This is a genomic window from Rhodobacter sp. P2_H5 (assembly GCF_056403335.1).
The window spans coordinates 317380-338169 of sequence record NZ_JBFUFS010000002.1; the positions used below are offsets into that span (position 1 = coordinate 317380).

The 20790-nt window shown below is 66.5% G+C and carries 20 protein-coding genes; 10 read left to right on the forward strand and 10 right to left on the reverse strand.

Annotated features, from left to right (window positions below):
* Positions 1-35: 35 nt before the first annotated feature.
* Complete coding sequence (locus AC1DVR_RS03670) at positions 36-935, reverse strand: lysostaphin resistance A-like protein (protein ID WP_477999167.1); 900 nt, start codon at positions 933-935, stop codon at positions 36-38.
* A 141-nt stretch (positions 936-1076) separates the two neighbouring features.
* Between AC1DVR_RS03670 and AC1DVR_RS03675 the strand changes: the two genes are divergently transcribed.
* From AC1DVR_RS03675 to AC1DVR_RS03690, 4 genes are all read left to right on the forward strand, one after another.
* Entirely contained in the window at positions 1077-1700 is a 624-nt protein-coding gene (locus AC1DVR_RS03675; RefSeq protein WP_477999168.1) for a hypothetical protein, read from the forward strand.
* Positions 1701-1795: 95 nt separating this feature from the next.
* The gene (locus AC1DVR_RS03680) at positions 1796-2569 is read left to right on the forward strand and encodes a DUF6478 family protein (RefSeq protein WP_477999169.1); all 774 of its coding nucleotides are present in this window, start codon (positions 1796-1798) and stop codon (positions 2567-2569) included.
* 29 nt (positions 2570-2598) lie between these two features.
* Positions 2599-2970 carry a hypothetical protein gene (locus tag AC1DVR_RS03685; RefSeq protein ID WP_477999170.1) on the forward strand — a complete coding sequence of 124 codons (372 nt, stop codon included), beginning with the start codon at positions 2599-2601 and terminating at the stop codon, positions 2968-2970.
* A 224-nt stretch (positions 2971-3194) separates the two neighbouring features.
* Positions 3195-4100: a LysR family transcriptional regulator gene (locus tag AC1DVR_RS03690; RefSeq protein ID WP_477999171.1), complete on the forward strand. Its 906-nt coding sequence runs from the start codon at positions 3195-3197 to the stop codon at positions 4098-4100.
* Between the two features lie 18 nt (positions 4101-4118).
* Here the strand turns inward: AC1DVR_RS03690 and AC1DVR_RS03695 are convergent, their stop codons facing one another.
* The 3 genes from AC1DVR_RS03695 to AC1DVR_RS03705 are packed head-to-tail and all read right to left on the reverse strand — an operon-like array spanning position 4119 to position 6617.
* Positions 4119-5174 carry an OmpA family protein gene (locus tag AC1DVR_RS03695; RefSeq protein WP_477999172.1) on the reverse strand — a complete coding sequence of 352 codons (1056 nt, stop codon included), beginning with the start codon at positions 5172-5174 and terminating at the stop codon, positions 4119-4121.
* A gap of 19 nt (positions 5175-5193) precedes the next feature.
* Entirely contained in the window at positions 5194-5898 is a 705-nt protein-coding gene (locus AC1DVR_RS03700) for a GNAT family N-acetyltransferase (protein ID WP_477999173.1), read from the reverse strand.
* Positions 5895-6617 carry a competence/damage-inducible protein A gene (locus tag AC1DVR_RS03705; protein WP_477999174.1) on the reverse strand — a complete coding sequence of 241 codons (723 nt, stop codon included), beginning with the start codon at positions 6615-6617 and terminating at the stop codon, positions 5895-5897. The genes AC1DVR_RS03700 and AC1DVR_RS03705 overlap by 4 nt, the downstream gene beginning before the upstream one ends.
* A gap of 104 nt (positions 6618-6721) precedes the next feature.
* Between AC1DVR_RS03705 and map the strand changes: the two genes are divergently transcribed.
* Positions 6722-7525 (forward strand): type I methionyl aminopeptidase, encoded by an 804-nt coding sequence (gene map, locus AC1DVR_RS03710; RefSeq protein WP_477999175.1) that lies wholly within the window; start codon positions 6722-6724, stop codon positions 7523-7525.
* Positions 7526-7527: 2 nt separating this feature from the next.
* On the opposite strand, the gene AC1DVR_RS03715 is transcribed toward map, so the two are convergent.
* The 6 genes from AC1DVR_RS03715 to AC1DVR_RS03740 all read right to left on the reverse strand — a co-directional run bounded on the left by AC1DVR_RS03715 (position 7528) and on the right by AC1DVR_RS03740 (position 15532).
* Positions 7528-8877 (reverse strand): MATE family efflux transporter, encoded by a 1350-nt coding sequence (locus AC1DVR_RS03715; protein ID WP_477999176.1) that lies wholly within the window; start codon positions 8875-8877, stop codon positions 7528-7530.
* Between the two features lie 224 nt (positions 8878-9101).
* On the reverse strand, positions 9102-10685 hold the full coding sequence (locus AC1DVR_RS03720; protein ID WP_477999177.1) for an FGGY-family carbohydrate kinase: 1584 nt from the start codon (positions 10683-10685) through the stop codon (positions 9102-9104).
* Positions 10685-12676, reverse strand: a complete 1992-nt coding sequence (gene tkt / locus AC1DVR_RS03725) for a transketolase (protein WP_477999178.1) — start codon at positions 12674-12676, stop codon at positions 10685-10687. Before tkt ends, AC1DVR_RS03720 begins: the two co-directional genes overlap by 1 nt.
* A gap of 66 nt (positions 12677-12742) precedes the next feature.
* Positions 12743-13492, reverse strand: a complete 750-nt coding sequence (locus AC1DVR_RS03730; RefSeq protein ID WP_477999179.1) for an ATP-binding cassette domain-containing protein — start codon at positions 13490-13492, stop codon at positions 12743-12745.
* A gap of 5 nt (positions 13493-13497) precedes the next feature.
* Positions 13498-14541, reverse strand: a complete 1044-nt coding sequence (locus AC1DVR_RS03735) for an ABC transporter permease (protein WP_477999180.1) — start codon at positions 14539-14541, stop codon at positions 13498-13500.
* A 4-nt stretch (positions 14542-14545) separates the two neighbouring features.
* Positions 14546-15532: a sugar ABC transporter substrate-binding protein gene (locus AC1DVR_RS03740; RefSeq protein WP_477999181.1), complete on the reverse strand. Its 987-nt coding sequence runs from the start codon at positions 15530-15532 to the stop codon at positions 14546-14548.
* A 210-nt stretch (positions 15533-15742) separates the two neighbouring features.
* Between AC1DVR_RS03740 and AC1DVR_RS03745 the strand changes: the two genes are divergently transcribed.
* The 5 genes from AC1DVR_RS03745 (at position 15743) to AC1DVR_RS03765 (ending at position 20786) form a co-directional block, all read left to right on the forward strand.
* Complete coding sequence (locus AC1DVR_RS03745; protein WP_477999182.1) at positions 15743-17011, forward strand: ROK family protein; 1269 nt, start codon at positions 15743-15745, stop codon at positions 17009-17011.
* 133 nt (positions 17012-17144) lie between these two features.
* Complete coding sequence (locus AC1DVR_RS03750) at positions 17145-18149, forward strand: substrate-binding domain-containing protein (protein WP_477999183.1); 1005 nt, start codon at positions 17145-17147, stop codon at positions 18147-18149.
* Between the two features lie 290 nt (positions 18150-18439).
* Positions 18440-18931, forward strand: coding sequence for a nucleoside deaminase (locus tag AC1DVR_RS03755; protein ID WP_477999184.1), 492 nt, complete (start codon positions 18440-18442; stop codon positions 18929-18931).
* A complete protein-coding gene (locus AC1DVR_RS03760) occupies positions 18928-19971 on the forward strand; it encodes a diacylglycerol/lipid kinase family protein (RefSeq protein WP_477999185.1) in 1044 nt (347 codons plus the stop codon). The genes AC1DVR_RS03755 and AC1DVR_RS03760 overlap by 4 nt, the downstream gene beginning before the upstream one ends.
* Positions 19968-20786 (forward strand): metallophosphoesterase family protein, encoded by an 819-nt coding sequence (locus AC1DVR_RS03765; protein ID WP_477999186.1) that lies wholly within the window; start codon positions 19968-19970, stop codon positions 20784-20786. The genes AC1DVR_RS03760 and AC1DVR_RS03765 overlap by 4 nt, the downstream gene beginning before the upstream one ends.
* Positions 20787-20790: the final 4 nt, after the last annotated feature.

Here is a 20790-nt window from a genome sequence, read left to right on the forward strand (position 1 = left end):
GGTCGTCCTCGTCCAGTCCGGTAAGGCCTACCGGATCACACCCGCAGGATCAGCCGCGCCGCGAGCCAGCTGACGAAAAGCGACAGGCTGTCCACCGCCAGATAGGGCAGCTCGGCCCAGGGCTGGCTTTGCGGCAGGACCGCGTTGAACAGGGCGAGCCCGTGCATGTTGCCCTCCAGCCCGACCAGAAACAGCGTCTGCGCGTTGGTGGCGAAATGGACGGCCACCGCCGCCCCCAGATTGCCGGTCCGCGCCGTCAGATCGGCGGCCACCAGCCCGAAGGCAAAGGCCCAGACCACGATCAGCGGGGCCAGGGCACCGGATTCCTCCGGCGCCCAATGCAGCGCGCCAAACAGGGCCGAGGGCAGCACCATCCAGACCCAGGGCGAAGACCAGCGCGCCGCCAGTTGCTGCTGCAGATAGCCGCGGAAGATCAGCTCCTCGGTCCCGGTCTGCACCAGCAGGGCGGGCAAGGCCAGCGGCAGCCAGTGCAACTGGTCGCGAAAGCTCAAATGCGGCCCGACATCGGGCGACATCACCGCCAGGGGCAGCAAGGCCACCCATAGGGCGAGAAGCGGCACCACCACCCACAGAAAACAGCGCACCGCGACCCATCCCGGCCCGACCAGCGAGCGCAGGCCACGGTTCAGCACCAGCGCCATGCCCAAGGCCAGCCCACCCGCCAGACCCAGAAAGGTGAACAACAGGGCGATCAACGCCAGCGGGGTCTCTCCGCTCGCCAGCCGGTGCAGCGCGAGCGGGCCGTAGACCGGGCCAAGGCCCGAGACGATCAGATAGGCCAGAACCTGCATGGCGGCGGCATAGATCGCCACGGCAATGCCCAGCCCCGCCACCGTGCGCCAAAGCTCGACCCGGCCGACGGCGGGGGCGACGAAGCCGCGCAGGGCCGCATATCGTGAGGAAAAAACCGGCATTTGCGCTCCTGGACCGGCGGACAGGCTAACGCTGTGGCCGGATGGGCGCAACCATGCGCCGCCCGGCCGGGACCGATGCGGCAGGCTTGCCTGCCGGGCGGGCCAAGGCTAACCCTTTGCCAACCCGAAGGAGGAGGTCCGATGTCCCGTGCTGCCAACCTGACCCGCGCCCTGCTTCCCTTCAGCCTCGTGGCCGCCCTGGGCCTTGCGGGCTGCGACGACACGATGACCGGGGCGTCCGGTCCCGGCATGCACGAGGTCACCGTGCTGGACGGCGCGGTCAAGATCAGCGCGCCACCCGGCTATTGCATCGACCCCAAGGCCTCGGTCTCGCGCGGTAAGGCGGTGGTGATCCTGATCGGGCGCTGCACGGCCAAGGGTGGGGTGGCGGCGGCGCTGGTCTCCACGACAGTCGGCGCTCCGGCCTCGGCGGGGGTGCTGATCGCGGGTCCCAAGGCGCTGGCCCAGTATTTCACCTCGGTGCAGGGCCGCAGGGTTCTGGCACGCGACGGGGTGGCGGGCCATGTCGTGGTCCTTCAAGCGGCGGTGCAGGACAGCTCGCTCCTGTTGCACGTCAAGGACCAGACCGCCGGCGAATACTGGCGCGCGATCACCGCGATCCGCGGGCGGCTGGTAACAATTTCGGCATCCGGGGCGGAAGGCGCGCCTCTGACTTCCGCACAAGGGTTGAAGCTTGTGCAAGACATGCTCGACCTGCTCAAGAAGCGCAATCCTGACCAGGCTATTCCGGCGCAACCGACCTGACGGGGTAGAAACTTCATAATTTTGGCGCAATAAGAGAATCGTTTCCCCGGAAGACGCAATGTCCGTGAACAGGGAAGAGGCAGGGCTTACATCGGATGGCGCGCGGGATCTCGGCTCTTTTGGAAACATTGCTGCACCGGCGCAGTGTCCGGCGTTGGGCCAAGGCCGGCGCTGGCGCGACCGAGGCTGATCTGGACACGCTGCGCCTGTGGCGGGGGCGGGCGCGCAACCTGCGCCGCGCGCTGGATCAGGTGATCCACGAGGCGGAACACCGGCTGGCCCTGCCGGTGATCGGCACCAATGCGATGCGCAAGCCGATGGGAACCGACTGGTCCTGGCGCCCGATGCTGTGGCGCGGCCCGCTTCCGGTGCCCGGTATGGCCTCGGTGCCGACCAAGGCGCTGATCTGTGACGGCGCCACGATTTTCCACGATTGCCGCAAGACCGAACTGACCGTCCGCCAGATCCGCAACACCCGCGACAGCGACCTCGCCCCCTTTGCCTTCCGGATGGATCTGTTCCAGTTCGACGGCTCTTTCCTGTCCCTGGTGCTCGACCTGCCGGAAGAGGCGGCGCGCGGTCTGCGCCTGCGCCACCTGATCCGGCTGGACCTCATCGTCGAGATGGAGCGTCCGCTGGAGATTTTCGCCCGGCTGAACATCAAGCACGGGCCCAATGTCGAACAGATCGTGCGCGAGGTGCCGGCGGGCGCCTCGGAAACCATGGTCGAATTCGACCTCGCCTATTCCAAGATGAACGAAAAGCGGGTGGAGAAGCTCTGGGTCGATCTGATCTTTGAATCGCCCGAGATGAACGAAGTGACGCTGCGCGACGTGACCCTGTCGCGCCGCCCGCGCGCCGATCTCTGAACGCCAGTGCGCCAGCGAAGGGGCCGACCATGACCGAGGTGAAACTGACCAAGACCCGCATCCGCGCCGGCCATTGGGAAGGTGTCCTGACCGGGGCCGAGGTCGCGCCCGAGATCGAGGTCGTCCTTCTGGGCGCGGTGATCCCCGGCGTCTCCCTGACGCCGATCGCCGGCAAGACGGCCGAATTTGCCGTCCGTGTGCCTGTTCCGCCCGAGGTGCTCAACGACGGGGTGCAGACCTTCCTGATCCGCGCCAAGGGGGGCGAGACTCTCGCCCATTTCACCGTGATCACTGGCGTCGCGATGGAGGACGACCTGCGCGCCGAGGTCGATCTTCTGCGCGCCGAGCTTGACATGCTCAAGCGCGCCTTCCGCCGCCACTGCGTCGAAACCGCCTCCTGACCCTTTCATCCAGACCCAAATATCCCGGGGGGTGCGGGGGGCTGGCCCCCCGCTTTGGTGCCGTGCTGGGCCGTCATGCGCCCCGCAATCCGCCGTTTCATCGTTTCCCTGCCCTGAACGATCCGCAGGAATACCCCGGAAGTGTCGCCTCAGCGCCGCGATCCTGCCTGATTTCAGGGTCAATCCTTGGTCAATCAACCCGACTGCCTGCCAGGGGATCAACAATGGACCGATTGACGGAAATGGAAGCCTTCGCCACCGTGGTGGATCAGGGAGGCTTCACCGACGCTGCCAAGAAGATGGGCATTTCCAAATCGGCGGTATCCAAGCATGTCTCCGCGCTGGAGGCGCGTCTGGGCGCAAGGCTTCTGAATCGCACGACCCGCCGCGTTTCGCCGACCGAGATTGGCCTGGCCTATTACGACCGCGCCCGCCGGGTTCTGAATGACGCGGGCGAGGCCGATGCCCTGGTCACCTCGATGCAATCGGCGCCTTCGGGTCTGTTGCGCATCTCGGTCGCCACCGATTTCGGGGTCAACCTGCTGTCGCCGATTCTGGGGGATTTCCTGCTGGAATATCCCGACATCACCGTCAACATGGTGCTGAACAACCGTTACGTCGAACTGATCTCCGAAGGCTTCGACATGGCGATCCGGGTGGGCGATCTGGAGGACAGTTCGCTCCGCGCCCGCCGTCTGACCGACACCGCCAAGAAGATGATCGCCTCGCCGTCGTATTTCCAGCGTTTTGGCCGGCCGATGAAGATCGACGATCTGAACGACCACAAGCTGCTGCATTACTCCAACCAGGCCAATGGCAATGTCTGGAAGGTCATCGCCCCTTCGGGTGAAAAGCGCCAGGTTCGCACGGCGGGGTGGCTGACCGTGAACGATGGCCAAAGCCTGCTCAACGCGGCGATCTCGGGGCTTGGCATCGCCTATCTGCCCTCGTTCCTTTATGCCGATGCGATGAAGCAGGGCCTGGTCGAGGAGGCCATCCCCGGTCTGCCGGTCGAGGTGCAGGGCATCTATGCCGTCTACCCGCCGGGCCGTTTCACCCAGCCCAAGGTCCGCGCCTTCATCGACTTCCTGGCCCGGCAGTTCCTCGAAAAAGGCCCCGACAACTGGTGAGGCCGCAAGCCTGCGCCCTCAGGGCGTCAGCATGACCTCGACCCGGCGGTTCATCGTGCGGCCCTCGGGCGTCTCGTTGGTGGTGCGCGGGCTGAGATAGCCTGCGCCTTGCGCGTCGATCCGGGCCGGATCGACCCCGAATTTCGCGATCAGCGCCGCCCGCACGCTTTGCGCCCGCTGGCGCGACAGCGCGATATTGGCCGGCAGCGCGCCGGAGGCATCGGTATGGCCGACCAGCGTCACCCTGCGGTCGGGGTTGGCTTTCAGCCAATCCGCCAGACCCAGAAGCGAGGCATAGTCCTTGTCCTCCAGCGCCGAGCTGCCCGAGGTGAACACCAGATCCTCCAGCACAACGAAGCCGTTGTTCAGGAGGGTCTGGCCGAAATCGCCCTGCGGCGGTGTGGTTGGCGCGCTGTTCGCCGGCGGGTCCGGCACGGTGGGCGCGGGCAGCGGGGTCTGGTTGGCGGCGGCCAGCGCGGGCCCGCCACCCGGCTGGACCGGGCCGGTCGCCGGATCGGTCTGGCCGGGGGCGGGGTTCACCTCGGGCAGGGCCTGCGACACCGTCGTGACCTGCACAAAGCCCGCGTCGGCCGAGCGGCTGACCAGAAGCGTCACCAGATCCGGCCCCTTGGTCGCCGCACGCTCCAGCGCGACATAGCGGAAATCGCCCAAGTCCACATGCATCTGCGGTTCGGGCAGCACATCCATGCCATAGCGAAAGTCAAAACCGCCACAGGCCGAGGTGTCGCATTGAAACAGCGGCGCATAGCCCGCCGCGGTCAACTGGGCGATCAGCGGGGTGATCAGCTCCAGCGTGTTCAGGTGCTGGTCATCCAGCCGATAGGCGCGTTCATCGACCGCCCCGGCTACCTCGCGCATCGGAAGATTTCCGGCGGCAAAGGGGCCGATCGGCAGCTGCAGGGTGGCGGGGCTTTCCGCCCGTCCGCCGATCACCGTGGCCGGGGCCGGCATGTCCAGCGGGGGGGCTGCCCGCAGGGCGAAAGCGCCCGGCAGGGTGAAAAGCGTGGCGAGAAGGGCCGTGGTGACGGCTTTGGCAAGTCTGGGTCTGCTCAACGGGCGTTGCCTTTGCGGCTTATCTGGCGCGGTAGTGGTAATGTCCCACAACCTGCATCCCAAGGGAAGCATAGAGGGCGCGGGCCGGCGCGTTGCCCTCGGTGACGGCCAAAGCCAGCCGATCGGCGCCGTTTTCCGCCGCCCAACGCGCCGCGGCGCACAAGATATTGCGGGCAGCGCCCTTGCGGCGCTGGCTTGCGCGGACCTCGACCGCGTGGATCAGGGCGATGTCGCCGTGCAGCGCCACGAAGCCCATTCCCGAGGGCCGGTCGCCGCTGCGCGCCAGGATCGCGGTCTTCGGCCCGGTGACGCGGTCCATCACCGCCAGGCGGCCCGGCCCGATGCCGCCTTCGGCCCAGATCTCCTGGCCGATCTGCATCGGCGGCCAATGCGCGAAGGTGGTCATCTCCGGCGGCGGCTCGAAGTCGGCCACCGGGGCGGCATAGGCCAGAACCGGGTCGATCTTTTCGTAGCCCCGTGCGGCCAGGGCATCGTCCAGCGCCTGATCCCAGGGCCAGATCACGAAAAGCTGCTCCTGGCCCAGGGCCGCCATGGCACTTTCGGCACTGGCGAGATCACCCTCATGCCAATCGCCAAAGGGGCTGGCGGCGCTCACGCGCTTGCCGCCGCCGGCGCCTTCGCGGATCAGCCAGGGGCCGCAGGTCTGGGTGGCGAAGGGCGGCCAGGTGGCCTCCATCGCCTCGGCGAAGAGGGCGGGGGTCATGACGCGAGCCTTGCCTCCAGTTCTGCGATGGCGGCATCAAGCCGGGCCGCATCGGTGCCGCGGATCACCAGGTTGGTGCCGAAACTGCCGTTGCTGTTGAAGGGATAGGAGCCCATCTGCAGATCGGGGTTCTCGGCGGCGAAGGTCGCGAAGGGCGTCGCAATCTCGCCCTCGCCCCGGTTCATCCGCAGGCTGCGCGACAACAGGGGCTTGCCATGGGCGATGCCCGACAGGACGCCGGCCAGCATCGCCTCGAAGATCCGGGGCACGCCGGCCATCACATGGACATTGCCGAGCGTGAAGCCCGGCGCGATCGATACCGGGTTGTCGATCAGCACGGCGCCGTCCGGGATGCGGGCCATGCGCTGGCGCGCCTCGTTGAAGGGCAGGGCCTGGCGGTCGTAATGCGCCTGAAGGAGGGCCATCGCATCGGCGCGGTGGGTGATGGGCACGCCAAAGGCCACAGCCATCGCATCGGCGGTGATGTCGTCATGCGTCGGCCCGATCCCGCCCGAGGTGAAGACATGGTCATAGGCCCCGCGCAGCGCATTGACCGCCGCCACGATCGCCGCCTGATCATCCGCCACCACCCTCGCCTCGTTCAGCGAAAGGCCATGTTCGGTCAGCGCCATGGCCAGATGGTGCATGTTGCTGTCGCGGGTCCGCCCCGAGAGGATTTCATCGCCAATGACCAGCATGGCGGCGGTTTGATTGGGCATCTGACACTCCTTCAGCCTTGCAGGCTTGGTATAGGCGGGTTGCGCCCTCTGGCCAAGGGCGCGGCTTTCTCTTATCTAATGGGAAAAGCAAAAGGGCCGGACCAGTGGACGATATACGCGGGCGTGTAACCAAGGATGGCATCCGCATCTATGAGGATGCGGACTTTGTCGGCATGCGGGAGGCGGGGCGGATCGCCGCCACGATCCTCGATGATGTGGGCGCTTTGGTGGTGCCGGGGGTCATGACCTCGGAGATTGACGACTTCATCCGCAACGAAGTGGTCCGTCACGGCGCGGTCTCGGCCACCATCGGTTATCGCGGCTATCAGCACGCCTCGTGCATTTCGGTCAACCATGTGGTCTGCCACGGCATTCCCGGGGCCAAGAAGCTGGGCGAAGGCGATATCCTGAACATTGACGTGACGGTGATCCTGGATGGCTGGTTCGGCGATACGAGCCGGATGTATGCGGCGGGCGCCATCAACCGCAAGGCCGAGCGTCTGATCGAAGTGACGCATGAGGGCCTGATGCGCGGCATCGCGGCGGTCAAGCCCGGCAACACCTTCGGCGACATCGGTCATGCGATTCAAAGCTTTGTCGAAGCCAACCGCATGTCGGTGGTTCGCGATTTCTGCGGCCACGGTCTGGGCCGCGTCTTCCACGCCCCGCCGAATGTGCTGCACTACGGCCGTCCGGGCACCGGCGCCGTGCTGGAAGAGGGCATGCTCTTCACCATCGAGCCGATGGTCAACCTTGGCCGCCCGGAAACCAAGGTCCTGGCCGATGACTGGACCGCGGTCACCCGCGACAAAAGCCTGTCGGCGCAGTACGAACACTCGGTCGGCGTGACCGCCACCGGCTGCGAGATCTTTACTCTTTCGCCCGCGGGCAAGTTCTTCAAAGCCTGACCTCAGCGCCGGATGGCGCTGATCAGCAAGAGGGCGGCAAGGGCCAGCATCACCGCGTCTCCCATGGGAAAGGCGAGCCAAAGCGCCCGCGCGCCCCAGAGGCCCGCGAAGCCGAGGACAAGCAGCGGGCTTAGCAGGAAGGGCTTGGTCAGGGTCAGGGCGGCTGCGCGGCCGGGCTGGCCTATCGCCTGAAAATAGAGGGCCAGCACCAGCACCGGCCCAACGCTGAGATAGAGCGTCAGCATCGGGGCCAGGATGGTGCCAACCTCGGCCACCACGCCCGGCGCCTCGACAAAACCGGCGCCGATCCGGGATTTGGCGGCGAAGAGCGCCAGCTCGATCGCAAGGCAATAGGTGAAGGCCGCCGCCAGGGCGAGGCGCAGGGCTTTGTCCGACCTTTGCGTCAGCCTGGCCCCGAAATTGTTGCCGACGATGCTTTGCATCGCCATCGCAATCGCCATCATCGGCATGAAGGTGAAACCGAGGATCCGGATGACGATGCCGTAAGCCGCGACACTCTCTGCGCTGCCCGCAGCCCCTTGCGTCATCAGCGTGCCGATCACGGTGGCCGTGACCAGCGCCATGCCGATGAAGCTGAGGCTCAGCGGCGCCCCGAGCGCCAGGATCTGCCCCCAGCCGCGGGCCCAGCTGTGGCGGAGGAGTACGCCCAGCGGCAGCAGGCGCGCATCGCGCAGGCGCACCGTGACCAGCAGCCCCAGGCCCATGGCCTGCGCCAGCACGGTGCCAAGGGCAGAGCCGGCAACGCCAAGGTGGAACCCCACGATCAGACCATAATTCAACGCGATATTGGCCAGCGTGACCGCCACCGACAACAGCGCCAGAAGCCCGGCCCGCCCCTCGTTGCGCAGCGCATCGGCATGCAGCCCCAGCAGGAACTGCACCGGCGTGCCACAGATCAGGATCATCAGGAAGCGCTGCGCCATCCCCAGCGCCTCGCCTTCCGCGCCGGACAGATGGCGCAGGCCCCAGGGCCCCAGCGCGAAAAAGCCAGCCGCGAGTCCAAGGGCAATCGCCAGCGCCAGACCATGTGCCGCGGCAAAAACCGCCCCCGCAGCCGGGATGTCGCCGGCGCCGAGACGGCGGGCAAGAAGGCTCGACATGCCGCCGCTGACCAGGGTGGACAGGGCGATGGTGAGCATCGCCACTGGAAAGCTCAGGCTGACGGCGGTCAGGGCCGCGGCCCCGACGAAATGCCCCAGAAAGGCGGCATCCACGACATTGAGCAGCCCGCTCATCGACATGACCAGCGCCATTGGCACGGCATTGGTCCAGAACAACCGACCGACAGGGGCGGTCAGGAAACGGTTTTCATATGCAGGTGCGACAGGCATCGCCCACTCCTCGGATACGCATTTCGAAGCGGAGGGGGCCTGCATTGCCATCCACGAAATGCATTCGGGGGGAGGGATAGCGTGTGGTCCGTCCGGGCTTCACCGTGATTTTCATCAGCAGGCGGCAGGTGCCCGGCACCATGACCCTGCGTTAGCAAAATCGGGCGGGCCCTGTCAACAGGCTCTGCCGCCTCCGGTCAGGGGGCCGGAGGCAGCGGCGGGTGTCAGGCAGAGGCGGGCAGCGCCTCTGGGGCAAGGGGCAGCAGCGTGGCGAGGCATTCCATCGCCGCCTTGATCTTGGGATCCTGCGACAGGGCGGCGTAGTGATCGAAGATCTGGCTGTAGATCGCGAAAGCCTCGGGGTCGGCGTGGTAGACCGTGGCCGATTTCGCCCCGAACCGCGCCGCGCCCGCCGCGAAATCCTCGACCAGACCGCAGGCCACGGCGCCGTGGACGGCGGCGCCGACCGCAGTGGAGTTCTCGATATCGGGGACCTCGATGCTGCGGCCCAGCACATTGGCCATGATCTGCACGAGGAGGGGATTGCGGGTGGCAAGGCCGCTGGTCATCACGATGCGGCGGACGGCAAAGCCGCCGTCCTCGTACAGCGCGAAGACCTGCCGCATGCCGTAGCAGAGCGATTCAAGCAGCGCCCGGTAGATGCTGATGGCGTCGGTTTGCAAGGTCAGGCCGACCAGCAAGCCGCTCAGCGCCGAATTGGCATGCGGCACGCGGTTGCCGCTCCACCAGTCCAGCGCGAAGAGGCGGTTCTGCCCCGGCTGCAAGCCCGCCGCCGCCGCGTTATAGGCGGCAAAGCTTTCCGCCGCATCCCTGCCGCGCGGAAAGCTGGTGACAAACCAGTTGAGCAAGTCGCCAAAGGCCGCCTGCCCCGCCTCATAGCACCAAAGCCCGCGGATCGAGCCGTCCCGCGCGGTGCCCTCGATGCCCTTGGGCAGGGGGTGCGGGTCATGGCTGAGCATCAGCGAGGCCGCCGAAGTGCCAAGCGCCCCCACAAAGCAGCCATCCTGCACGGCGCCGATGGCGGGCAGAACCACATGGCTGTCGATCACCGCCACGGCCACGGCGCAGGGCCCGAGGATGCCGGTTTCCTTCAACCAGGCCTCGGTCAGATCGCCCGCCTTTGACCCCACGGGCAGGGGGGGCGAGAGGCGCTGTTCCAGCCCCTCGACGATGCCTTGGGGATAGCCGTGCGCGGGGTCGTATTGCGCCTTGTAGGCGGCAAAGCCGAGGCTGCGGACCTCTTGCCCCACCAGCTGCCAGACCAGCCAATCGCCCGCCTCGATGAAACGGGCGGTGCGCGCCCAGCTGAGCGGCGCCTCCTCGGCGATCTGCGCCGCCTTGGGCAAGAGCCATTCGCCCGAGAGCTTGCCGCCGAAGCGGTCAAGATAGGCGCCGCCGCGCGCGTTGATCCGGTCGGCCTGCGGTTGCGCCGCATGTTTCCAAAGCTTCACATAGGCATGCGGGTCATGGGGATAAAGCGCGGACAGCGCCGTGCCCGCCGCATCCGTCGGCATCGGCGAGCTGGCGGTGAAGCCCAGCCCGATGCCCAGAACGCGCCGCCCCTGGCCCAGCCTGGTCAGGATCGGCCGCACCGCATCCAGATAATCCTGCGCCACCTGCAAGGCCCAGCCGCGCTCCAAGGGCGTGCCGTCGGGCAGGGCATTGGTCAGCGTGCCGTGGCGGTACTCTTCGACATGGCTCGCGACCTCGCGGCCGGTGGCGGTATCGACCAGAACCCCGCGCGCCGAGGCCGAGCCGAAGTCCAGTCCAATCAGGTATTCCGCCATCAAAGTACGCTTTCCACCGCCGCAAGGACGGCATCTGAGGTCAGGCCGAAGTGCTTGTAAAGCACCGAAGGTGCGGCGGATTCGCCGAAACTGTCGATGCCGATGCAGCGGCCGTTCGGTCCGACATAGCGGTGCCAGCCATGCGTGGTGCCCGCCTCGACCGAGACGATGGGCACGCCCTTGGGCAGCACGCTGTCGCGCCACTCCTGGGATTGCTGGTCAAACACATGGCAGGAGGGCATCGAGACGACACGGATGCCGCCTTCGGTGGCCGAAAGCCGGGCTGCGGCCTCCACCGCGATTTCAACCTCGGACCCGGTGGCCAGAATGATCGCCTTCAGAGGGACCGTTTCGCGGACCAAGACATAGCCGCCGCGCCTTATGGCGGCGAGGGTCGCGGCGTCGCGGACCTGCGCCGACAAGCCCTGACGGCTGAGCGCCAGGACGGTGGGTTTGGTCCCATTCTCCAGCGCCACGGTCCAGGCCACGGCGGCCTCCGCCCCGTCGAAGGGCCGCCAGAGGTCAAGGTTCGGGATCATCCGCAGGCTGGCCAGATGCTCGATCGGCTGGTGGGTGGGGCCGTCCTGGCCCAAGGCAATCGAGTCATGCGTCAGCACATGGATCACCCCCAGCTTCATCAATGCCGCCATCCGGATCGCGTTGTGCGCATAGTCCGAGAAGGCGAGGTAGGTCGCCCCAAAAGGCCGCACCCCGCCATGCGCGGCCATGCCGTTCATGATGGCGGCCATCCCGAACTCCCGCACGCCGTAATAGACGTAATTGCCGCCGCGCCCCTTGGTTATGGGCACCATGCCCGCCCAGTTCGTCAGGTTCGAACTGGCCAGATCCGCCGAGCCGCCGATCAGTTCCGGCATCAGGGGGGAGAATTCTGTGATCGCATCCAGGCTGGTCTTGCGGGTGGCGACGGGCTTGGCCTCTCCGGCGATCCGGGCCAGGAAATGCTCGGCCTCGGACGCGAAACCATCGGGCAGGGCGCCCGCCATGCAGCGCTCCAGATCCTGGGCGAGGGCAGGGTGGGCGTCACGATAGGCGGCAAAGGTGGCAAGCCAGTCCGCCTCCATCCTTGCGCCATCGTCGCGCATCGACCAAGCGGCGGAGATGTCCGCCGGGATGACAAAGGGCGCATGGGGCCAACCGATGGCGGCGCGGGTCGCGGCGATCTCGGCCTCGCCCAGGGGCGAGCCGTGGCTATCATGACTGCCCTCCTTGGTGGGGGCGCCTTTGCCGATGGCGGTCTTGCAGCAGATCAGCGTCGGGCGGGCGGTGTCCAGCTTCGCTTCGGCAATGGCGGCCGAGACGGCGGCTACGTCATGGCCATCGACATCCGCGATGACCTGCCAGCCATAGGCGCGAAAGCGGCCGGGCGTGTCATCGGTGAACCAGCCCTCGACATGGCCATCAATCGAGATCCCGTTGTCGTCGTAAAGCGCGATCAGCTTGCCAAGGCCAAGGGTTCCGGCCAGGGAACAGGCCTCGTGCGAGATGCCCTCCATCAGGCAGCCATCACCGACAAAGGCATAGGTGTGATGGTCGATCACGTCGAACCCCGGGCGGTTGAAGCGGCCCGCCAAAATCGTCTCGGCCATGGCCATGCCGACGGCATTGGCGATGCCTTGGCCCAGAGGGCCGGTCGTGGTTTCGACCCCCGGGGTATAGCCGCGCTCGGGGTGGCCTGGGGTCTTGCTGTGCAGGGTGCGGAGGGCCTTGATATCCTCGATCGTCAGGTCATAGCCGGTCAGATGCAGCAAGGCATAGATCAGCATCGAGCCATGGCCGTTCGACAGCACAAAGCGGTCGCGGTTGATCCAGCCGGGGTTGGCCGGGTTGTGCCGCAAATGCTGGCGCCAGAGGGCAAGACCGATCTCGGCCATGCCCATCGGCATGCCGGGATGGCCAGAGTTGGCGCGCTGGACGGCGTCCATCGCCAGGGCGCGGATGGCGTTGGCCATATCCTTCGGGGTGGCAGACATGTGGGTACTTCCTTGGATGGGCTGTATTTTCGGCAGGGGAGGGCCCATGCCAGCTTTTTGCGGGCGTCAGGTGGCCCCCATGATCATGGCGACAAGGTCCTTCTGCACGCCGTCGCGTACCGGCATCTGGCCGACATCGCGGCCCCGGCGCATCACTACGGCGCGGTCGGCCACCCGCACCACATGGTCCATGTTGTGGCTGACGATGATGACCGACAGGTCGCGTTTGGGCAGGTCGCGGACCATCGACAAGATCTCATCGGATTCGCGCACGCCGAGGGCGGCAGTGGGCTCGTCCAGGATGATCACCCGGCGGGCAAAGGCCACGGCGCGGGCCACCGCCACCGCCTGGCGCTGACCGCCCGACATCAGGCCGATCTCCTGCCCCGGGGGCACATGACCGACGCTGAGTTCGGCCGCGTGACGCCGCCAGCTTTCGCGCTCCGCCTTGGCCGAGACAAAGCCCAAAGGCCCCATCCAGCGCGGCCAAGTCTCTTCATGCCCGATCAGGAAATTGTCCGAGACGCTGAGGTTGTCAAAGACCGCAAGGTCCTGAAACACCGTCTCGATCCCCGCCCCCCGCGCATCGGAAGGCGAGCGCAGGCGCAAAGGCGCACCATCCAGCGCCATCTCCCCGGAATCGATCTGCACGATGCCGCTGATCGCCTTGATCAGCGTTGATTTGCCCGCGCCATTGTCGCCCAGCAGCGCCAGGATCTCGCCCTCGTACAGATCCAGCGAGGCGCCGGCCAGCGCGGTGACAAAGCCATAGGACTTGCGCGCCTCGCGGATCGACAGGACGGTTTTTTGGCCCATGCCACTCATGCGTTCACCTGCCTTGCGCGCAAGACGCGGATGCGGGTTTCCACCCTTTTGCGGATCACATCCAGCTCCAGCGCCACCAGAATGCCGATGCCGATGGCGACCGAGGACCAGAAGGGCGAGACGTTCAATTGCTGCAAACCGCCCCGGATCACCGCGATGATCAGGGCGCCACATAGCACATTGGCGATGTTGCCGCGCCCGCCGAAGAGGCTCGCGCCGCCGACCACAACGGCGGTGATCGCGTCCAGCTCGTAGCCCGCGCCGGACAGGGGCGAGGCCGATCCGGTGCGCCCGTGGTACAGCATCCCGGCCACCCCGGCCATGGTGCCGCAAAGGGCATAGGCGCTCATGATCAGGCGGTCGCGCGGCAGGCCGACCCATTGCGCCACATCCGGGTTGCCGCCCACCGCATAAAGCCAGCGCCCCCATTGGGTTCGGCGCAGGAGCGCCCAGAACACCAGGCAAAGGCCCACCACCAGAAGCGCACCGGCGGGAATGCCCAGCACCTTGCCATTGGCCAGCCAATGCACGGCAGGCGAGACGCCGACCAGCGTGTTGCCGCCGCTGATCAAAAGCGCCACCCCGGCCACGATGCCCAGCATGGCGACGGTCACCACCAGAGGCTGCGGTATGCCGCCCTTCACGATCATCACGCCATTGGCCATCCCGACCGCAAGGCCGACCAAGGGGTAAAGGACGATCTGCGCCAGCGAACTCGGCGCATCCACCCCGGTCACGGTCGCCACGACCACGACGCTGAGCGCGATCGTACTGCCGACCGAGACATCGACGCCGCGCACCAGAATGACCAGGAACTGCCCCAGCCCCAGGGCGCAGACGATGGCGCTTTGCGCCAGCAGGTTCTGCAGGTTGCGCAGCGACAGGAAGTTGTCGGCGAGGGCGCCGAAGATCGCCAGCAGCACGATCAGGATCACGATGGGGCCGGAGTGCAAGAGGGTCAGCAGGACGGCGAGCCTGTCTCGCCGTCCGACCAAGGTTGCACCGGCCGGCCCGTTTTGCGGGTCAGCGGGGTTTGTCATGGCGTCACTTCACCAAGGCATCGACTTTGCCGGCCACCACATCCGAGACCATTTGCACCATGGCGCCGGCATTCTCGGCCGTCTGCACCGGCTGCGGCGGGACGATGACCTTGGCCTCGACCGGCTTGCCGCGCGCGATGTCGGCGGCGGTGTCGGTGGCGGTGCGGGCAATCACCTCGAAGGGGTAGGGCACGGTGAACTTCCAGTTGGCATCGCCCGCCGCGATGGTTTTCAGCGCATATTCCTGCCCGCCGATCGAACCGAGGATCACCTTGGACCCCGCCGCCGCCAGCGCCTGTTCGGTGCCCTGGGCCGAGACGTCGAAGATGTCATAGATCGCCACCAGGTTCGGATGGGCGTTCAGCATGCCCTCGGCGATGGTGCGCGAGTTGTTGGGGTCGCATTTGGCATCGCCCTCGGCCACGATCTTCAGCTTGGTCGGCTTGGCCGCTTCGATAAAGGCGTTCATGAAGGCATCGGTATCGGCCAGGCCCGCGATGCAGCGGATGGTGCCGATCTCGCCGCCCTCGGGCAGAAGTTTCACAAATTCATCGACCACAGCCTTTTCGGCCCCGGTGGAATCATAGGTGACCTGCGCGGTCAGGTCGGTGATCGGCGGCGGGGCGCCGTCAAAGGACATGACCTTCACGCCCGCCTTGGTCGCCTCGTTCAAGGCCGCCACCAGGCCATCCGAAGTAGCGCCGGTGTTGACGGCGATCACCTTGTAGCCATCCGCCGTCGCATTGACGATTTCCTGGATGAAGAAGTTCACATCCCCGCGCGATGTGCCCGACTTCACCTCGATCTGCACATCGTCAATCACCTTGGCGCGCCCGGCGGCCACGTTGAACTGGCGGACATAGGCGTGATCGCCGAGATAGGAGAACAGCATCAAGACCTTGGGCTTGTCGCCGGCCTGTGCGGCGCCGGCCAGGGCCGCCACAAGCGTCAGGGCCGTGCCGCCACGCAGCATGCTTTTCAGAAGTGTCATCACATTCCTCCCAATGTGTTCAGAACCGACAGAACCTCCCCCCGGCTCTGCTGAAAGGGTAATGCGATGCCTCCTTTCTGCATATAAATGATAGTTTACATAACGCCTTTGATCTGTTTCTTTACAAAAGGGTTGCGAATTCGCAAGCAACCCGCGCGGCGTTTCGTTCTGCGCGCGATAGGTCACCTCAAAAGCCCAAGGATCAGGCAGATGTCACCCGACACCAAACGCCCCTTGCTGCCCTCCATGGGGGCGCTGGCCCTGTTGCCCCGGATCGTGGCCTCGCGCAGCGGGCTGTCGCGCGGCCATCTGGCCGAGGTGACGGGCCTCAGCCGGGTGACCATCGGCCAGCGCCTGTCCGAGCTGTTCGAGGCTAAGATCATCACCGAGGGCGATGAGCTGATGCTGTCCGGCGGGCGGCCCCGGCGGCCGATCCGGCTGAACAATGCCGCGGCGCTGATTGCCGCGGCGGATGTGGGGGAGACGCATCTGCACATCGCCATCACCGATCTTGCGCCCTCTGTCCTGATCGAGGAGACGATCCCTTTCGACATGAACCAAAGCCCGCAGACCACGCTGACCCAGATCGCGCTGGCGGCGGCCCGGTTGATCGTGACGCTGAACCGCCGGATCCAGGATCTGGTCGGGCTTGGGCTGTCCTTGCCCGCCCCGGTGAATTTCCGCGAAGGCAGCGTGGTCGGCCCCTCCGTCATGGCCGGGTGGGACGATTTCGACATTCGCGGCTATCTGGGCAAGCTCTTGCCGATCCCGGTCATGGTCGACAATGACGTCAACCTTCTGGCCATGGCCGAGGTCGATCTGCATGCCAACAAGGCGGTTCAGATTGCCTTTGTGAAGATCGGCACTGGAATCGGCTGCGGCATCATGGCGGATGAGCGCCTGTTTCGCGGGGCCAGCGGCGCTTCGGGCGACATTGGCCACATCCAGCTGGTGACCGAGGGGGCCAAGCTTTGCCGCTGCGGCAAGATGGGCTGTGTCGAGGCCCATGCTGCGGGCTGGGCCATCGCCCGGGACCTGCGCGCGCTGGGCTACCGCACGCAAACGGCGCGCGATGTCGTCGACCTCGTGCGCGGCAATGTCCCCGAGGCGGTTCAGCTCGTTCGTCAGGCCGGGCGTGTCCTGGGCGAGGTGATCGCCGATCTGGTCAGCATCCTGAACCCCGACAAGATCATCATCGGCGGCATGCTGGCCGAAACTTCGGACCATATCCTTTCAGGCGTGCGCGAGATGGTCTATCAGCGCTGCCTGCCGCTCGCGACGCGCAACCTGTCGCTGGCCCTGTCCAAGCATGACCCGCAAGCCGGGGTGCGCGGGGCGGCGCTTTTGATCCGCGAATGGGCTTTCGCGCCCGAGAACACCAAGGCGACGGTCAAGCGGCTGTTTGAAAACCTCCACCCTAAGCCCGCCCGCAAGGACGCCGAGGAGGCGAAGGGGCGCCCGCTGCCCACCGCCCCCTGAGGGGTCTCGCGCCGCGCCCCGCGATCCCCTCGGGCCTTACGCAAAGTTTTTAGCGTTGACGGATCAGAGCGCCTAAGCCGAGTTTTACCGGGCTACAGGCGGGGTGGTCCTGCCTGATCTGGGAGGATAGCACATGAAATTCAGGATCGCCGCTCTGGCGGGCGCCGCCACGCTTGCCATGATCGCAGGCTCGGCTTCCGCCGCCGATCTCGCCTGTCTGATCACCAAGAACAACACCAACCCCTTCTTCGTGAAGATGCGCGACGGGGCCGAGGCTGCGGCCAAGAAGGCCGGGATCGAACTGCAGGCCTTCGCCGGCGAGAAAGACACCGATGCGACGCCGCAGATCACCGCGATCGAGAATTGCGTAACCGCCGGCGCCAAGGGCATCCTGATCACTCCGGCCAGCGACTCGGTCGGCCCGGCGCTGAAAGAGGCGCGCGCCGCAGGGCTTCTGGTCATCGCGCTGGACACGCCGCTCGGCGACAAGGACGCGCAGGACATCACCTTTGCCACCGACAACTTTGAAGCGGGTCTGCTGATCGGCAAATGGGCCGCCGCCACGATGGGCGACACCTCCAAGGCCAAGATCGCGATGCTCGACATCAACAAGGACAATATCTCGGTCGATGTGGCGCGGGATACCGGGTTCCTCAAGGGCTTTGGCATCGAGGTGCCGGATCTGACCGTTCTGGGCTCTGAAACCGACCCCCGCGTCGTCGGCCATGAAACCTCCGAGGGAAGCCCGGCGGGTGGCCAGAAGGCGATGGAGACGCTGCTGACCAAAGACCCCGACATCAACCTGGTCTATACGATCAACGAACCGGCCGCAGAGGGCGCCTTCCAGGTGCTGAAAGCGGCGGGCAAGACCGCGCTGATCGTCTCGGTCGATGGCGGCTGCCCCGGGGTGGCCAACGTCAAGGCAGGCGTGATCGGCGCCACCTCGCAGCAATATCCGCTGAAGATGGCGGCCTTGGGCGTCGAAGCGATCGTGGCCTTTGCCAAGGACGGCACCAAGCCGGTGGCATCGAACGGCCTGACCTTCTTCAACACCGGGGTGAACCTGGTCACCGACAAGCCGGTCGCCGGGGTGGAGTCCATCGACACCGCCAAGGGCACCGAGCTGTGCTGGGGCTGATCTGACCCCGGCCAACGCCTGGTGGCCCGGAGTCCGCAACGGAAGGGCGCGGCAGGCCGCGCCCTTTTGCGCCTGCGCTGTCAGGGGCCGACGCGCCCGGGCCTGAAGCTGCGTCCGGGACCCGACGGAATGTGATCCCGCCGGGAACCAGCCGCAGTTTCGCGGGTTCTCAGCCTGTGGAACCGCAGGAAAGGCGCGAACATGGCCCGCAAGCTGCCAGCACCCTCTGACCCTTCCAAGGGGGCCTGCGTCCTTTGCCCCGCAGTCCCTGCGCGTTGGCGCGTCTGACCATGCTGCCCCCCACCTTCAGCCAACCCCCCCACGCCGGGCCGGTTGCGGCAGAGCGCGCCGCGATGGATGAGGCGGTGACCCGCGCACTTCAGGCGGCGCAGGACAGCGGCAAGGCTGGCATCGCCGCCGCGGTGCTGCGCGACGGGCAGGTCATCGCCACCGGAGAGAACGAGGTTCACCTCCATTCCGATCCAACCAGACATGCCGAAATGGTCGCCATCTCGCGGGCGGCGGCGACGCTGGACCGCACCGACCTGTCCGATTGCACCCTGATCTCGACCCTGCAACCCTGCGAGATGTGCCTGGCCGCCATGCGCTTTGCCAGGATCGGGCGGGTGGTCTTTGCGGCTGCCCAGGCCCATGTCGCCCCCAAATACTTCGTCTTTCCGACCCTCCAGATCGAGGATTTCGGCCGCAGCGGCGGTTTCTCCTGGGTTGGCGGTCTGCAGGAAGACCGGGTGCTGCACCTTTACGCCCAAGGTGCGGAATGATCGCCGGGCCCGCGCAGCGGCAGGGTTTCGCCTCTGGCCAGGACCAGCCGGCCGCCCCGACGCTTCCTTTCCACCGCGACGACCCCCATCAACCGCGCGAGGACCACGCCTTGGACAGTTCCGACATCTGCATCATCATGAACGCCGGAGCCGGCAAACAGGAGGCTGGGACCGGGCCCGATGGCGTAAAGGCCGCCTTCGCGGCGCTGGGCGCCTCGTGCACTGTGAAGCTGATCGAGGACGGCACGCAGATCGAAGCCGAGACCCGCAAGCTGCGCGATGCGGGCTTCAAGACCATCGTGGCCGGCGGCGGCGATGGCACGATCTGCGCCGTAGCCTCGGCCCTGCGTGGCAGCGATGTGGTGATGGGGATCCTGCCGCTTGGCACCTTCAATTACTTCGCGAGGTCGCTTGACCTGCCGATGGAGGTCGAGGCCGCGGCCAAGGTGATCGTCGAGGGCAGGACGCGCCCCCTGCGCATCGCCGAGATCAACGATCGCGTCTTTCTGAACAATGCCAGCCTGGGCGCCTATCCCGCCATTCTGGAGGTCCGCGAGGGCATCTACAAGCGCTGGGGCCGCAGCCAGATCGCGGCCTATTGGGCGGTCATCAAGACCCTGTCGACAGTGCGCGCGCCCCTGCGGCTGCGCATCACTGCGGATGGCGAAACCCGTGACGTGCACTCGCCGCTCGTCTTCGTGGTGAACAACGCCTACCAGCTCAAGGAGATGGCCGTCGAAGGCGCCGAGCTGATCGAGGAGGGCAAGCTGGTCGTCTTCATTGCACCGGACTGCAGCCGGTTTGAAATGCTGCGGTCGGCGGTGAAGATCGGCCTCGGCGGCGGCCTGCCCGATCGCAAGTTCGAAGTGCTGAGCGGCAGGCAGATCACGATCGAGGGGACCGGGCGTCTGGGCAACCGCCAACGCTATATCGCGCGGGACGGCGAGCGGGAGCGGATGGCCTCGCCCTTCAAGATGGAAGTCATCGAGGATGCGCTGACCGTGATCGTCCCCGAATCCGCCGCCGACAGACCGCGATGAGGCGGCTCGTTCATATCTCCGACCTGCATTTCGGGCGCGACCGAGCCGAATTGCTGGACCCGCTGATCCAGTCGGTGAACCGTCTGCACCCGCATTTGGTGGTGATCTCGGGCGATCTGACGCAGCGCGCCACAGCGGCGCAGTTCGCGGCGGCGGCCGGGTTCATTGCCAAGCTGCGCGCGCCGGTCCTGACCATACCGGGCAACCACGACCTGCCGCTGCACAATGTCTTCGTGCGGCTGCTGCGGCCGTGGCGCCGCTATCGCCGCTGGATCAGCCCGGATCTGGAGCCAAGCTTCGTCGATGACGAGATCGTCGTGGTCGGGGTCAACACCGTCAACCGCTTTGCCTGGCAGCAGGGCTGGTTCCGCACCCGCGCCATGCGCCGGATCGCGGCAGAGTTCACCAAGGCGGTCGATGACCGCATCCGCGTGGTGGTGGTGCACCATCCGCTTGAACAGAAATCCGACGACCACAAGAGCCTGATGCGCAATGCCTCGCTTGGGCTTCAGGCCCTGTCCGAGGCGGGGACCGATGTTGTGCTCTCCGGTCATCTGCACAGCTGGCGGGCCGACCCCTTCGCGACGGTGGAGGGCCGGATGTCGGCGCTGCAAGTGCACGCCGGTACCAGCCTGTCGAACCGGCTGCGCGGCGAGGTCAACGATTTCAACCTGCTGGAGATCGAGCCGCAGCGGATCAGCGTTCTGCGCCATGCCTATGACGACGCGAGCGCCAGCTTTGCCAGCGCCGCCGCAGTGACCTTTGTCGCAGGGCAGGGCGGCTGGATCCGGCAACCGCAATCCCCGGCCGATTGAGCGC